This window comes from Synechococcus sp. O70.2 (assembly GCF_047462135.1).
GTDB lineage: Bacteria > Cyanobacteriota > Cyanobacteriia > Thermostichales > Thermostichaceae > Thermostichus.
Genome location: NZ_JANSIS010000004.1, coordinates 169,925 through 184,477, shown reverse-complemented (window position 1 = coordinate 184,477; position 14,553 = coordinate 169,925). Strand labels below are relative to the sequence as shown.

Here is a 14,553-nt window from a genome sequence, read left to right as displayed (position 1 = left end):
AGAGCTTGGTTTTTTTACCCTAGCTGGTGGTGATTAGCGATTACGACCTGACCGGTGGGGATCGGCTTCCGCCTCAGAACATAGAAGCTGAGGAGGAGATCTTGGGCGGCATCCTCCTTGACCCTGAGGCGATGGCGCGGGTGGCGGAGCTCTTGCGGCCTGAGATGTTCTACCTCTCCGCCCACCAGGAGATCTACCGAGCTGCTCTGCAGTTGTACAGCCAGGGCCAGCCCACTGACCTGACCACTGTTTCTGCCTGGTTAGCAGATCACCAGCTCTTGGAGCGGGTGGGAGGAACGGCGGCAATTCGCCGCCTAGTGGAGCAGACGGTTAGCAGTGTCAACATCGACCAGTATGCCCGTCTGGTGGTGGACAAATACATGCGCCGCCGGCTGATTCAAGTCAGCAACACCTTGGCGCGTCTGGCCTACGACACTAGCCAGCCTCTCCCTCAGCTCCTGGATCGAGCCGAGCAAGAGGTGTTCAGCCTCACCCAGGAACGGGTGCAGCGCAGCCTTGTTCCAGCCTCGGAAGTTTTGGTAAACATCTTCTCAGAGTTGGAGGAGAGGTTCCAGAGCGGGGCTCAGATCCCTGGGATCCCGACCAAATTCATTGACCTCGACAACCTGACCCAGGGCTTGCAGCGGTCGGATTTGGTCATCCTAGCCGGCCGTCCTTCGATGGGAAAGACCAGCCTGGCTCTTAACATTGCCCAAAATGTGGCTGCCTACGTCAAGCAACCGGTGGCCATCTTCAGCCTGGAGATGTCGCGGGAGCAACTGGTGCAGCGGCTCTTGGCCAGCGAGGCGCGCATTGATAGTAGCCGTCTGCGATCCGGGCGCATCAGCGAGAATGAGTGGCAACGCCTGGGGCAGGCGATTGGCTTTTTGTCGCAACTGCCTTTGTTTATCGACGACACGCCCAACTGCACGGTTACAGAAATTCGCTCTAAGGCGCGGCGTCTGCAGGTGGAGCAAGGAGGGACGTTGGGGTTGGTGTTGATCGACTACTTGCAGCTCATCCAGGGATCTGAGTCCGACAACCGGGTGCAGGAATTGTCGCGCATTACCCGCGGCCTCAAGGCGCTAGCCAAAGAGCTGATGGTGCCGGTGCTGGTGCTATCTCAGCTCAGCCGGGCAGTGGAGTCGCGCTCAGACAAGCGTCCGCAACTGGCAGATTTGCGGGAGTCGGGTTGTCTAGCCGGCGATACCCGCGTGAGGGACGTGGATCGCGGCAAGATCTGGCGGCTGGAGCAACTGGCAGCCCTGCCGCCTTCAGCAGAACTGCCGCGCCTGCTTAGCCTCAATGGGCGCGGGCGGCTGGTGCCCCAACAGCCAGTGAGGGTATTTTGCAGTGGGCGGCAGCCCACATGTCTTCTAAAAACCCGCCTCAACTTTTCCATTCGTGCCACTGGCAACCACCCTTTCCTAACTCGGGACGGCTGGAAAACCCTCGACGAGCTGCAACTGGAAGAGGAGGTGGCGGTGGTGGTGCAGGAGGGGTTGATCTGGGATCCCGTCGTCTTCATTAGCGAGCCGGGGGAGCCGCAACCGGTTTACGACATCGAGATGCCCCGCCACCACAACTTTGTGGCCAACGGCCTGCTGGTGCACAACAGCATCGAGCAGGATGCCGACGTGGTGATGATGATCTACCGGCCCGAGTACTACGATCCCAACACCAGCGATCGCGGAATTGCGGAGGTAATTGTTGCCAAACACCGCAACGGCCCCACGGGCACGGTGCGCCTTTTGTTTGAAAGCCAGTACACCCAGTTTCGCAACTTGGCGGATCCCTATCGGTGAGCGAAAGCCGCGGTAGAGAAGGACAGCCCCAGGCGTGCGAGGTGTTAGCCTGAGATTGCCCCCTAGGGCAGGTCGCTGTTGCTGGCTACCTCCCTCTGCCTAAAGCCATATGTTCAAAAGCCTGTTGATCGCCACCGATTGCCGCGATGGACTGCAGCGTTTTGGCAAATGCCTAGAAGAGCTTTACCTGAATGGGATTGAGCGCGTTGCTTTTGTGCATAGCGTTGCTCGGCAGGACGACGACATTGGCCTTCCCGAAGACCTCACCCCCAAAGTGCAGGCGCAACAGGCTCGCTTACAAGAGGTGTTGAGCGCCGTTCCTGCAGGGCTGGAAGTCAAAGTCTTGGTGCAGGCGGGCAAGGCGGTGGATCTGATTTTAAGAGGGATCCAAACCTGCAGCTCCGACTTGCTAATCACAGGCATGGGGATCCACAATCTGCTCACCGAAAAACTGTTTGGAAGCACCACCTTGGAGCTGCTGCCGAAGTTGACCATCCCGGTAATGGTGATGCGTCCGCAACTCATCGCCGCCTTTACTCTGGAAGAATTGCGCCTGCGCAGCCGCCACCTATTTCGCTCCCTCCTAGTGCCTTTTGACTTTGAGGAGCCCCGCCGGCAGCTCCTCAGCCGTCTTGGCCAACTGCTGCCAGGAACTTCCCAGTGTCAGGCCATTACGCTGCTCTATGTGGTGGATCCCAGCGCTCGCCGCAACCAGGGATCGCCGGCAGAAGAGCTCAAGCGCAGGGCCGAGGCCGACTTGGCCCGGTTAGTCGAACCGCTGGTCGAGCAGGTAAAACCGGTGCAGTTGCGGGCCTTGGTGCGGGTGGGATCCCCGCTTCAGGAAATCCTAGCCACCGCTGCTGAGGAGGACATGACCGCCATTGCCACCGCCTCCCCACGGGTGGGGACCTTTTGGGAGTGGTCAATCCGTAGCCTCACCGGCGAGATTCTACGGCAAAGTTGGCATCCGGTGTTGTTTTTCCCGCGCGGTTCCTTAGCGTAGTAGAGCTGCCCAACCCCCCTTCTATGCCGCTTGACCAAACCTTGAAGGAACTGTTCCAGGCGGTGGCTCAGGGGAAGCTCTCTCCCGAGCAGGCCCTGCAAGCCTGTCGCTTCCTGCCTTTTGAGGCGGTAGGAGACTTCGCCCGTGTGGATCACCATCGCCTTCTGCGCACCGGCTTTCCCGAAGCCGTGTGGGGGCCGGGCAAAACTCCCGAGCAGATTGCCCAGATTCTGGAGCGGCTGCACCGCCAGGGATCCCTAGCTTTGGCCACCCGCGTCGATCCCTCGGTCTATGCCCAAGTTCGCTGCCGCTTGCCCCAGGCCCAGTATTCTCCTGTAGCGCGCTTGTGCTGGATCCCTCCCCAAAAGGTGCATAGCTATCCCGGCCAGATTAGCGTGATCTCCGCTGGCACTGCCGACGTGCCGGTGGCTGAAGAGGCCGCTCTCACCGCCGAGCTCTCCGGGTTTCAGGTCAACCGCCTCTGGGATGTGGGAGTGGCCGGGATCCACCGCCTGCTGCACCACCGCGCCGCTCTGGAAGCCGATGTGCTCATTGTAGTGGCAGGCATGGAGGGAGCCTTGGCCAGCGTGGTGGCGGGCCTGGCAGACTGTCCGGTAATCGCTGTGCCCACCAGCGTTGGCTACGGGGCCAGCTTCCAGGGCTTGGCTGCCCTACTGACCATGCTCAACTCCTGTGCGGCGGGAGTGGGAGTGGTGAACATCGACAACGGCTTTGGGGCGGCCATTTTGGCAGGCCAGATCCTGCGCTGTGGACAGCGGCTAGCGACGCGATTGCCTTCGCCTGCAACTCCTGGAGATAGGGAAGGTTAAGAAATGTAAAACGATCCTAAGCTGGACAAGCTATACTCGGGCCATAGCTATGCTGGAGCTTTGAAGTTCTCCGCTGGGAGGAAGCTGAGGGGTCGAGCCTTTCTCCAGCTACCCTTCTTGGGGCGCTTCCTCAACGACCACAAAAATCTTCCGAAAGGGGGGTTATGGACGTAGGATAGCCGTCTGGGGTTGGCTGCACGGGACGAACGACTCTTTGACCGGAGCACAGGAAGCTCGCTGCTATGGCAATCAAGGCAATAGACACCGCTGTGGCTCTTGTTCAAGGGATAATTCAGTCCTTTAGTTGGGCGGATCTCTTTTTGGTGGTGGCTCTGGTGTTTTTGGAGGCGGCCCTCTCTGCCGATAACGCTGTCGCCTTGGCTGCTTTGGTCAAGCATTTGCCCACCCCCCAGCAGCAGAACCGGGCTTTGCGCTGGGGCATCGTCGGCGCCTATGGCTTTCGTATTGCCATCGTGTTTGCAGCGGTGTGGTTGGTCGAGTACCCGCCCGCGCGATTCTTGGGGGCCTGCTACCTGCTCTGGCTGGCCTGGCAACATTTTCGCGGGGAAGAAGAAGGCCCAGCGCAGGACATCACTCGCCAGGCCAATTTTTGGCAAACGCTGGTCATGGTGGAGCTCACCGACCTTGTGTTTTCCTTCGACAGCATTGCTGCTTCCGTGGCCGTCTCCCGCAAGGCGTGGGTGATCATCCTTGGCGGTATCCTCGGCATTACCCTGATGCGCTACATGGCCTCTTTGTTCTTGCGCTGGCTGGATGAGTTTTCCCGCCTGGAAGATGCTGCCTTTGCCATCATCGCCCTAGTGGGAAGCCTCATGCTGCTGGAGGTGTTCTTCCCCCAGATCGAGATCCCGGACTGGGGAATGGTGGTGGCTGTGTTCCCTGTATTTGTCTGGGGCTTCTCCCAGCGCCGCAGTCCTTCTCCCCCAGCCGTGGCCCAGCCAGATTCGGCTCTGCCCCGTCTAACAGAGGAGATCCCCGCCGGCTTAGCCGCTCTTGCTGAAGTGGAGTCTGCCGCCGAGCTACAGTTGGACTAAATCGCCAGCAGGTTGTCCGGGCAGGGGAAGGGCCTTGTAGACTAGCAGTGGAGGCAAGCCACCGGAGGAACGTACCCTGATTCCGCAGTTTTGCCGGAAGTGGTGGACAAAGTGCTGCCAGCAAGCCATTGCCACAAGCAAGGACAACCACCAGAAGCCCCCAGCAGGGGTAGAGGGTGGACACTCTCCAGCCAAGGTAGACGAGCCGATCCCTCTGGTAGAGCTGCGGCAGGTCTCTAAGCGCTTTGGGGCTACGGTGGTGCTGGATCGGATTGACCTCAAAGTGTACCGGGGCGATGCCCTAGGACTGGTGGGGCCTTCCGGCACTGGCAAGTCGACCCTGTTGCGCATCATCGCGGGCCTAACGGAGCCCGACGCTGGCGAAGTGCTCTGGTGCGGCATCCCCCTGCCAGAGATTCAGGCCGGCCACCGCACTCCCCCCTTGCGGCTGGGCATGGTATTTCAGCAAGCGGCTCTATTCGACTCCCTAACGGTGGAGGAAAACGTCGGTTTTTTGCTCTACGAGCACTCGCGGCTGCCGCGAGCCCGCATTCGGGAACTGGTGGCGGCCAAGCTGGAGGCGGTGGGGCTGGCGGGTAAGGAGAACAGCCTGCCGGAAGAGCTCTCTGGGGGGATGCGCAAACGGGCTAGCTTTGCCCGCGCCATCATAGAGGATCCCTCTCTGCCCCAGGACGAGCCGCAACTGCTGCTTTACGACGAACCCACGGCGGGCCTGGATCCCATTGCTTCCACCGTAATCGAAGACCTCATCCGGGATCTGCAACAGGTGAAAAAAGCTTGCGAGAGCTACATCGTCGTAACCCACCAGCACAGCACCATCTACCGTGCCACCGACCGCGTTGTGCTCTTGGCCCAGGGGCGAGTGCAGTGGGAGGGATCCGTGCAAGAGATTGAGACGAGCGACAACCCCTTTGTGCGGCAATTCTTCAGCGGTAGTGTAGAAGGGCCAATTCAAGTGGCAGGGCAGGTGTGATGCGTTCGCGAGCCATCCGAGAAGGGGCAGTGGGCCTGTTGATCTTGGCGGGGGCGCTGATCTTTGCCGGGCTGTTTCTGTGGATCTACAACCTGCGCTTTGGCAGCCGCGGCTTTCGGTTTACCGTCACCTATCCCGGCGTGGCCGGCCTGGCGGAGGGCTCTAGCGTGCGGCTGCGGGGGGTAGCTGTGGGCCGGGTGGAGCGCATCGTGCCTCAGGCAGCTCAGGTGGAGGTCCAGGTGGCCATCGACCAGCCCTTGATCATCCCTCGCGATGCTCTGTTTATTACCAAGCAAACAGGGTTGGTGGGGGAGACGGTGGTGGACATCTTGCCTAGGGGGAGTGTCGAGGGGGCAGTGGGATCCCCCCTAGCTGCCGATTGCGACCGCAGCCAAATCATCTGCGATGGCGATGTGGTGGAGGGCACACCGGGGGTGGATTTTGGCCAGTTGCTGATTCCCCTGGAGCGGTTGCTTGCACGGGTTGACGATGATGAGGTTTTTAGCACCCTTAACGCCACCCTAGAAGGGATCACCCGCGTTGCCGACAGCGTGGCCAACCTCTCGGAAACCCTGGAAGAGCGGGTGGCAGCCCTGCGCACGGAAGATCTGGACTTGTTGCAATTCACCGAGGCGGCTAGAGCAGTGAGCCAAACTGCCGCAAGTCTCCAGGAGGCTGCCGACCAGTTCACGGCCCTGCTTCTAGAAAATCGCGCCTCGCTCCAGGCCGCCCTAGAGAATATCCAGCAGGTGAGCGCCGATCTGGAGGCGATGTCGAGCGCGGTTCGCCCGCTGCTTACCGATCCGCAACTGCAGGAGGAGGTGCGCCAGATCCTAGTAGGGGCGCGAGTAACGGCGGAGAACGCGGCCAAGGCCACTGAGGATCTGCGGCAGCTTGCGGCTGCCCTAAGCGACCCGGGCACCCTGGCAACCTTGCGCCAAACCCTGGACTCCGCCCGCATCTCCTTTCAGAACGTGCAAAAGATCACGGCTGACATCGACGAGCTTACCGGGGATCCCCAGTTTCGCCGCGCCCTGCGAGAGCTGGTGTTGGGGCTGAGCAACTTGGTTTCCAGCGCCCCTTCCAACAACGGGATTCAGCCCGCTGCCGTCCAAGTCGCGCCCGTTTCTTTTACCCTCGCCCCTATGGGGCAGCAGCCGGTTCCCCAAGAGGAAGCCAAGATCCCTGCCGAGATCCGCTCCCCTAGCAGCGGCAAAAGCCATTGAAGGGATCCCGAAGCTGGGGTAGGCTTTGCGGGTATAGGACGCCGCGCCGTCGACCAGGGTTGAGGTGTGAGGAATGTGTGGCATTGTCGGCTATGTGGGCTTTCAGTGGGCTGCCCCCATTCTGGTGGAGGGCCTACGCACCTTGGAGTATCGCGGCTATGACTCCGCAGGCATTGCCACCGTGGATCCAGAAGAAGGCTTGAGGATCGTGCGGGCCACCGGCAAGCTGCACAACCTGGTGGTGAAACTCACTACAAACATGCCCACAGCCAAGGTGGGGATTGGGCATACCCGCTGGGCCACTCACGGCGGCATTAGCGAAGAAAATGCCCACCCCCACTGCGACGTCCAGGGGCGCGTCGTGGTTATTCAAAACGGCATTGTGGAGAACTACCTGGAGCTAAAGGAAGAGCTGCTGCGGCGAGGGGTTACCTTTCGCTCCCAAACCGATACCGAAGTCATTGCCCAACTGCTCGGTCTCTACGTCGAGGAGCTGGGATCCTTTGAGGTGGCCTTTGGCAAAGTGATGGGACGGCTGCGGGGGGGAAATGCCGTGGTGGCTTTGGATCGGGAGGCGCCGGATCGGCTGATTGCCGCCCGCCTGGGCAATGCCGGGGCTGTGGTGATTGGGGAGGGGGAAGGGGAAAATTTTGTGGCCTCAGATCTGCCTGCCATCATCCGCCACACCCGCAGGGTGGTGTTTCTGGAAGATGGAGAGATGGCCATCCTCACCGACTCCAGCGTGCGCTATCAGCGCATTACCGGCGAGGAGCTGCGCAAAACCCCCCTTACAGTGGCCTGGGATCCGGTCTCGGCGGCCAAGGGCGGCTACAAGCACTTCATGCAAAAAGAGATCCACGAGCAGCCGCGCACCATCACCGAGACGCTGCGGGGGCGGGTGGATCTGGAAGCAGGCCGGGTGAACTTGGAGGGGCTGGCCCTGACAGAAGCGCAACTGGCTCAGGTGGAGCAGATCCACGCTGTGGCCTGCGGCACTGCCTGGCACGCCTGCCTGGTGCTCAAGTACTTCATTGAGAGCCTGGCCCGCACCCCGGTGCAGGTGGACTACGCTTCCGAGTTTCGCTACCGCCAGCCGGTGCTGCGTCCCCACAGCCTGCTTTTGGCTCTTACCCAGTCCGGCGAGACGGTGGATACGCTGGCAGCCATGAGCGAGGCCCGTAGCCAAGGGATCCCCACCCTAGCCATCGTCAACGCCATCGGATCCCAGGCCACCCGCCTGGCGGATGCGGGGGTTATCTACATCCACGCCGGGCCGGAGATCGCCGTGGCTTCCACCAAGGTCTTTACCGGCATGTTGGTGGCAGGGTACCTGCTGGCCCTGCAACTGGCCCAGGCCAAAGGGATCCTCAGCCCAGCCCAGATCCAACCCCACCTGCAAGCTTTGATCGAGCTGCCAGCCAAGATCAGCCTCTTGTTAAAAGACGCCGCCCTCTACGACCACCTGGCGGAACAGTACCACCATGTCACCGACATGCTCTACCTGGGCCGCTGGGTCAATGCCCCCATTGCTCTAGAGGGGGCGCTGAAGATGAAAGAAGTGAGCTACATCCATGCCGAGGGCTACCCAGCAGGGGAGATGAAGCACGGCCCCATTGCTCTCATCGACGAGCGCATGCCAGTGGTGTGCATTGCCACCCGCGATCCTGTCTACGAAAAAATGCTCTCCAACATCGAGCAGGTGCGGGCGCGGGGCGGGCGGGTCATTGCTCTAATTAACCCGGAAGATACCCAGGTGCGGGAGAAAGCCGACCACGTCATCGAGGTGCCCAGCACCACTCCTCTGCTGTCAGCGGTTTTGAACGTCATCCCCTTGCAGTTGTTTGCCTATGCCATGGCCCTCCGCCGGGGAGCCGACGTGGATCAGCCGCGTAACTTGGCCAAGTCGGTTACGGTTGAATGAGCAGCGTTTGGTGAACCTTTCACCTAATCTAGGTTTTGCACAATTCGGGAAAGCTCACTTCTCTCGTCCACACTGATTCGGGTCGGGGATCCGCTGATAATCCGCTCGTAGCCGCGGAAGGAATCGCGAATTTCAATGCCCGAGTTGGAGATGACGTACTCGCGGATGCCCTTGTCGTGCCAAGATCCCCGCATCTTAAAGACGTTGAGGGCCCGCGCCATCTCGCCCCGAATCTCCACGTACTGCAGCAGAATAATTGTGTCGGTAATGGTGGAGATGTGGGACTCAGTGATGGAGTGGGATCCCATGAATTGGTCAGTAGTGTTGGTGAAAAAGCCAGTGATCTCCTCCTGCTTGGCTAGGCTAGTTACACCAATAACAAACTGCCGAAAAGCATCTTGGCTTACGCCCCGCGCCAGCGCCGAGAGGGAGTCAATGGCCATGCGGGAAGGTTTGAAGGCCATCATCTCCGCTTTGATCCGCTGCAGATGGTCTTCCAGACCAGCAGACTCGGGGTAGGCGCAGATGATCTTGAGGAGGCCCTGCCGTTCAAACCCCTCTAGGTCGATGCCCCAGGAAGAGGCATTGCGGGCAAGCTGCGCCCGCGACTCTTCATAGGCAAAGAGAAGGCAGCGCTCCCCATTCAGGCAGCCCCGCTCGAGGAACTTGCTCACTAGCGAAGTCTTGCCAGTTCCCGTGGCGCCGGTGGCCAGGATAATTGAGTCCTTGAAGAAGCCACCGCCACACATTTCGTCCAGCTTCTCAATTCCAGAAGAGATGCGCACATTGGAGGAGCGCTGAGTAAGTTGCATCGCCCCCAAGGGGAAGATGCTGATCCCCTCGTTGGTGATGGTAAAGGGATATTCGCCCTTCATGTGGGTGGTGCCGCGCAGCTTCAAGATCTCGATGGTGCGCCGCCGTTTCTCTCCTTCCAGGATGTTGCGCAGGATTACCACGTTGTCGGAGACAAATTCCTCCACCCCGTAGCGAGCAATCGGGCCGTACTCGTCCGTGCGCTCCGTGGTCATGACGGTGGTGACGTTGGCCTGCTTGAGGCGGGCCGTCAAGCGGAAGAGCTCCCGCCGCACCACGCCGGCAGGGTCGTACTGCTGAAAGATGGCGGTCACCGAGTCGATGGCAACCCGCTTGGCCTTGTATTTGCGAATGGCGTACTGGATGCGTTCGATGAGGCCAGACAAATCGAAGTTGCCGCTGACCTCGTAGCCCTCCGGGTCTGGAGAAGCATCCAAGATAAAGAGCTGACCTTTGTCGATGAGGGCCTGCAGATCCCAGCCAAAGCTGGAGGCGTTGCGGATAATGTCGGCAGGGGTTTCCTCAAAGGTAACGAAGATTCCCGGCTCTTGGTACTTGACGATACCGTTGTAGATAAATTGCAAGGCAAACAGGGTCTTGCCCGTACCCGAGGTGCCGCTGACCAGGGTGGCGCGCCCCAGGGGCAGGCCGCCGTGGCTGATGTCTTCAAAACCTTCGATGCCCGTTTGCTTCTTGGGGATCCCGCGCAGCTCTGGGCTGCCGTTGCGGCGGCTAAGGATCTCCTCGGCAGCATTCTCCTGCAGGTTTTCCGGCCCAGAAGGTTCCAATGGCTGGCTCATCCTACTCTCTCCTCTTAATCCTCTTCGTCCGCTTCTTTGCAGAGTAGATCTAGGCCGATGAGCACCTTCTCGCGGTTGGACAAGTCGCCAATGATCTTCCGTACCGGCGGCGGCAAAACTTTGGTCAGGGTTGGTGTCGCCAAGATCTTATCCTCCTCTGCCAGTTGCGGGCTCTTCAAGACATCGATTACCTTCAGGCTGTAGACGCCGCCGAACTCCTTTTCCAGGATCTCTTGCAAGGTGTTGAGGGCGCGCAGAGAACTGGGCGTATTGCCCGCCACATAGAGCTTGAGGACATAGGCTTTGCGACTGGACATGGCTAGGGATCTCTTGGAGCAGGTTGGGGAAGGGAGCGGCGGTACATTTCACTGAGGTGAGCCATCACGTCGATGAGGGTGAGGCGGTAATCCAGCAGGATCTCTTCGCTGCGACCCTCCAGCTTCAGTTGTTTGGCAAAATCCTCCATCAGGTTCATGTGCAGCTCCAAGAGTTGGGCAGCACTGATGTCGGCAAAAAAGGCAAGCGCCACCAGCTCGTCAATGCGGGCATTGACCGTCTCAGGAGATTGGAAATAGTCCAAGACAATGGCCTGGTAAAGATTGCGCAGCCGCCGCATGAGGGCCTGTTGCTCCTCGGGGGGCAGGTGGCGATAAAACAGGGCTGGATCCCGATGGTAGTACACCCCGGCATAGCCCAGCCGCTCCCGCAGCTTTTCTGCCAGCCGCTGCTGTTGCCGGTAACTGTCCTCGGGGTGGGGGAGGGCTGGGGGCAAGCTGCAGATGGGAGAAACCTGGAGAAAGAAGGCAATGGCCCGACTAACAAGCAGCTCCAAGGTGGAAGGGGAAGTCGGGGTCGGGGGGCAAAGCAGCTCTTGGGGCGAGACAAGACGAACCAGGGTAGCGTTGTGGTAGAAAAATTGCTCTCGCTTCAGCAAAGCTCTGGCCTCTGGAGAAAGGGGAGGCTCAGCGGGGGGGCTGGCAGCTTTTTCTGGTTGGAGCTCTGCCGCCTCTGCAACCATAGCCACCACGGCTGGCAACAGCAGCCCCTGCTTGCAGAGCTGTTGGCCTAGCGCCTCCAGCGTGGGTAGCCGCTCCAAGGCTACCAAGAGCACCAGGCAGTCTGGATGGCTTTCTTCCTGTTGCAGGGCTTCCAGGAGAGTCTGGGGATCCTGGAAAACCTCAGTGACAAAACGGTCTGGCGGCAGCAAAACCTCTAGCGCCAGCTGCTTTCCTCCAGCCGGCTCCCAGGCGAGCAAAAAGCAAACGTGCAGCGGATAGGCGCTGGTCTCCAACAGGATATAACGATAAGAACTGTCTCTAATCTTAAATCTTCCTAAACGGCCTGGAATCTGCCTCGCGCTCAAGAAGCCTACACGGGGGGTGCCCCATGCTGCCTTTGATTATCGACTGTGACCCTGGCCAAGACGACGCTGTAGCCCTGCTGCTGGCGCTGGCCTCGCCTGAGCTAGAGGTGCTGGGCATTACCACGGTAGCCGGCAACGTCTCTTTGGAGAAGACTAGCCGCAACGCCCGGCAGATCTGCGAGTTGGCCGGCCGCCCGCAGGTGGGAGTTTATGCCGGCTGTCCCCGCCCGCTGTTGCGCCCCTTGGAAACCGCGGAGGAGGTGCACGGCAAAAGCGGGATCGACGGGGCCAATTTGCCGGAGCCGCAGATGCCGCTGGGATCCCAGCACGCGGTGCAGTTTCTCATGGAGACCCTTAGGGGGGCGCAGCAGCCCGTAACCTTGGCGTTGTTGGGCCCGATGACCAACCTGGCGGTGGCCCTAGTGCAGCAGCCCCAGATTGTGGAGCGCATCGGGCGGCTGGTGTTTATGGGAGGATCCGCTTTTGAGGGCAATGTCACGCCGGCTGCCGAGTTCAACATCCTCACTGATCCCCACGCCGCCCAGATTGTCCTCAGTGCCGGGATCCCCGAAGTCGTCATGCTCGGCCTAAATGTTACCGGACAAGTCCTCAGCACCCCAGAGCGGATCGAGCGCATCCGCGCTCTGGGCACTCGCGTTGGGCAAACGGTGGCCGACATGCTTACCTTCTACGGCAAGTTTGATGTCCGGCGCTACGGCCTACCGGGAGGGCCCTTGCACGATCCCTGTGTCATTGCTTACCTCCTGCAGCCGCAGTTGTTTGAGCTCAAACCCTGCTATGTAGAGGTGGATACCGTCAGCCCGCTCAACCTGGGCCGGACGGTGGTGGATCGCTGGGGCCTCAGCGGCCGCCCGGCCAACGTGCAGGTGGCCTTTGGGGTGGATGCAGAAGGGTTCTACCGCCTGCTCACTGAGCGCTTGGGCCGCTATCGCTAGCTAAATGAGGAAAACAATGAGCCAGACCCTCCCAGCTCCCTTTGGCAAACCGGCGTGGCTAAACCTGCCCACGGCTTTTACCCTGCTGCGCCTAGTAGGGATCCCCTTCATCCTGGGGGGACTGAGCCTGAGATCCCCAGAGGGGGAAAGACTGGCCCTCTGGGCGTTTCTAGGGGCAGCGGCAACCGATTGGCTGGATGGCCACCTGGCCCGCCGCTATGGGCTGGTCACCGACCTCGGCAAGGTCTTGGATCCCTTGGTGGATAAGCTGCTGGTGCTGGCGCCGCTGCTGGGCCTAGTGGAGCTGGGGCGGATCCCGGCCTGGGGGGCTTTCCTGTTGGTGGGGCGAGAGCTAGCCATCGCTGGCTGGCGGGCCAACCAAAGTCAGGTTCACAGCGCCAATTTCTGGGGCAAAGCCAAGACGGCAGTCCAAATCCTGGCCATCGCCCTGCTAATCCTCAATTGGCCGGGTGGGATCCCCTGTTTTTGGGTGGCGGTGGCCCTTACCCTGATTTCGGGGCTAATCTACTTGCGCAGCAACCATGCCGCCGCAACCTCTTCCCCCGCAAAAGACTCCCTGGCCTGACAACCTCCCCGAGCAGCGCATCCTCGGCCTCGACCCCGGCTTGGGGACGGTGGGCTTTGGCTGCATTCTGGCCAGAGCCGATGGTCTCCAGTCTCTGGACTACGGCATCATCAGCACGCCCGGGGAGCAGCCCATCCACGAACGGCTGCAGATTCTCTACGAGGATTTGAGGGAGCTCCTGCGGCAGCTGCAGCCTCAGCAGGTGGCCCTGGAAAAGCTCTTTTTCTACAAGATGAGCAACACCATCCCCATTGCCCAGGCGCGGGGGGTGATTTTGCTCGTCTTGGCCCAGCATCAGCTAGTGCCGGTGGAGTTTACCCCCGCCCAGGTGAAGCAAAGCCTAACAGGCTATGGCCGCGCCGACAAACAGGCCGTACAGGCTGCCGTGGCCCGCGAGCTCAACCTGCCCTGCTTACCCCGTCCCGACGACGCTGCCGATGCCCTAGCCCTTGCCATCACCCTCTGGCACCACCGCTTTGCCTAGGGCTTTTTCGGGATCGCTAAACTAGACTCAGGAGCGCAAAATACAAAAGCCTTATGCCTTCCTCTTCTGTGGATGTTTGCGAGCTGCCCCTATTTCCCCTGCCAGAGGTGGTGTTGTTTCCAGGCCGTCCCCTGCCGCTGCACATTTTTGAGTACCGCTATCGCATGATGCTCAACACCATCCTGGAGACGGATCGGCGCTTTGGGGTGCTGATGTTCGATCCCCAAAAGGGATCCCCTGTCCAAGTGGGCTGCTGTGCAGAGGTGGTGCAGGTGCAAAGGCTGCCGGACGACCGCATGGATATTATGACCGTGGGACGGCAGCGCTTCCGCGTGCTGGACTACGTGCGGGAAAAGCCTTTCCGGATTGGGCTGGTGGAGTGGATTGAGGACGAGCCCCCCCAGGGCGATCTTCAAGACTTGGTCGCTCAGGTTTCTACTCTGCTCCAGGAGGTGGTGCGCCTCTCCAGCAAGCTGATGGAACGGGAGGCGGCACTGCCAGACTCGTTGCCCACCGACCCTGTAGAGCTATCCTACTGGGTTGCTAGCCACTTCCATGGAGCCCCTCGCGATCAGCAGGCGCTATTGGAAATGGTCAGCACTGAAGCTCGGCTGCGGCGGGAAGCCGAGATCCTCGAGTCCGCCTGCAAGCACTTGGCTGCCCGCACTGCCCTCAAGGATCTCTTTTCCAAGAGTTCTTGAAGTTGCCCAAAAAGCG

14 protein-coding genes are annotated in these 14,553 nt (G+C 60.4%); 11 read left to right on the top strand and 3 right to left on the bottom strand.

The annotated features are described in order from the left end of the window. Window positions 1-29: 29 nt before the first annotated feature. The 7 genes from dnaB (at window position 30) to glmS (ending at window position 8,834) form a co-directional block, all read left to right on the top strand. The gene (dnaB, locus tag NW812_RS06465; protein ID WP_011430392.1) at window positions 30-1,805 is read left to right on the top strand and encodes a replicative DNA helicase; all 1,776 of its coding nucleotides are present in this window, start codon (window positions 30-32) and stop codon (window positions 1,803-1,805) included. A 109-nt stretch (window positions 1,806-1,914) separates the two neighbouring features. Further along, a complete protein-coding gene (locus NW812_RS06460) occupies window positions 1,915-2,808 on the top strand; it encodes a universal stress protein (RefSeq protein WP_414395103.1) in 894 nt (297 codons plus the stop codon). Window positions 2,809-2,831: 23 nt separating this feature from the next. After that, a complete protein-coding gene (larB, locus tag NW812_RS06455; RefSeq protein WP_414395101.1) occupies window positions 2,832-3,638 on the top strand; it encodes a nickel pincer cofactor biosynthesis protein LarB in 807 nt (268 codons plus the stop codon). Between the two features lie 242 nt (window positions 3,639-3,880). Beyond that, window positions 3,881-4,693, top strand: coding sequence for a TerC family protein (locus tag NW812_RS06450; RefSeq protein WP_414395099.1), 813 nt, complete (start codon window positions 3,881-3,883; stop codon window positions 4,691-4,693). A gap of 256 nt (window positions 4,694-4,949) precedes the next feature. Next, window positions 4,950-5,687, top strand: a complete 738-nt coding sequence (locus NW812_RS06445; RefSeq protein ID WP_414395097.1) for an ABC transporter ATP-binding protein — start codon at window positions 4,950-4,952, stop codon at window positions 5,685-5,687. Then, the gene (locus tag NW812_RS06440) at window positions 5,687-6,913 is read left to right on the top strand and encodes an MlaD family protein (protein ID WP_414395158.1); all 1,227 of its coding nucleotides are present in this window, start codon (window positions 5,687-5,689) and stop codon (window positions 6,911-6,913) included. Before NW812_RS06445 ends, NW812_RS06440 begins: the two co-directional genes overlap by 1 nt. 73 nt (window positions 6,914-6,986) lie before the next feature. Next, window positions 6,987-8,834, top strand: a complete 1,848-nt coding sequence (gene glmS, locus NW812_RS06435) for a glutamine--fructose-6-phosphate transaminase (isomerizing) (RefSeq protein ID WP_414395096.1) — start codon at window positions 6,987-6,989, stop codon at window positions 8,832-8,834. 23 nt (window positions 8,835-8,857) lie between these two features. Here glmS and kaiC read toward each other — a convergent pair whose 3' ends face one another. From kaiC to NW812_RS06420, 3 genes are read right to left on the bottom strand one after another with little or no spacing between them, the layout of a single operon-like run. Then, complete coding sequence (gene kaiC, locus NW812_RS06430) at window positions 8,858-10,447, bottom strand: circadian clock protein KaiC (protein WP_414395094.1); 1,590 nt, start codon at window positions 10,445-10,447, stop codon at window positions 8,858-8,860. 14 nt (window positions 10,448-10,461) lie between these two features. Continuing rightward, on the bottom strand, window positions 10,462-10,764 hold the full coding sequence (gene kaiB / locus NW812_RS06425; RefSeq protein ID WP_414395092.1) for a circadian clock protein KaiB: 303 nt from the start codon (window positions 10,762-10,764) through the stop codon (window positions 10,462-10,464). Between the two features lie 2 nt (window positions 10,765-10,766). After that, the gene (locus NW812_RS06420) at window positions 10,767-11,654 is read right to left on the bottom strand and encodes a circadian clock protein KaiA (protein ID WP_414395091.1); all 888 of its coding nucleotides are present in this window, start codon (window positions 11,652-11,654) and stop codon (window positions 10,767-10,769) included. 179 nt (window positions 11,655-11,833) lie between these two features. On the opposite strand from NW812_RS06420, the gene NW812_RS06415 reads away from it, so the two are divergent. From NW812_RS06415 to NW812_RS06400, 4 genes are read left to right on the top strand one after another with little or no spacing between them, the layout of a single operon-like run. Continuing rightward, window positions 11,834-12,766, top strand: coding sequence for a nucleoside hydrolase (locus NW812_RS06415; RefSeq protein ID WP_414395089.1), 933 nt, complete (start codon window positions 11,834-11,836; stop codon window positions 12,764-12,766). A gap of 16 nt (window positions 12,767-12,782) precedes the next feature. Continuing rightward, the gene (pgsA, locus tag NW812_RS06410; protein WP_414395087.1) at window positions 12,783-13,352 is read left to right on the top strand and encodes a CDP-diacylglycerol--glycerol-3-phosphate 3-phosphatidyltransferase; all 570 of its coding nucleotides are present in this window, start codon (window positions 12,783-12,785) and stop codon (window positions 13,350-13,352) included. After that, window positions 13,309-13,836 carry a crossover junction endodeoxyribonuclease RuvC gene (gene ruvC / locus NW812_RS06405; protein WP_414395085.1) on the top strand — a complete coding sequence of 176 codons (528 nt, stop codon included), beginning with the start codon at window positions 13,309-13,311 and terminating at the stop codon, window positions 13,834-13,836. Before pgsA ends, ruvC begins: the two co-directional genes overlap by 44 nt. A 53-nt stretch (window positions 13,837-13,889) precedes the next feature. Next, window positions 13,890-14,537, top strand: coding sequence for an LON peptidase substrate-binding domain-containing protein (locus NW812_RS06400; protein ID WP_414395084.1), 648 nt, complete (start codon window positions 13,890-13,892; stop codon window positions 14,535-14,537). The last annotated feature ends 16 nt before the right edge of the window (window positions 14,538-14,553 follow it).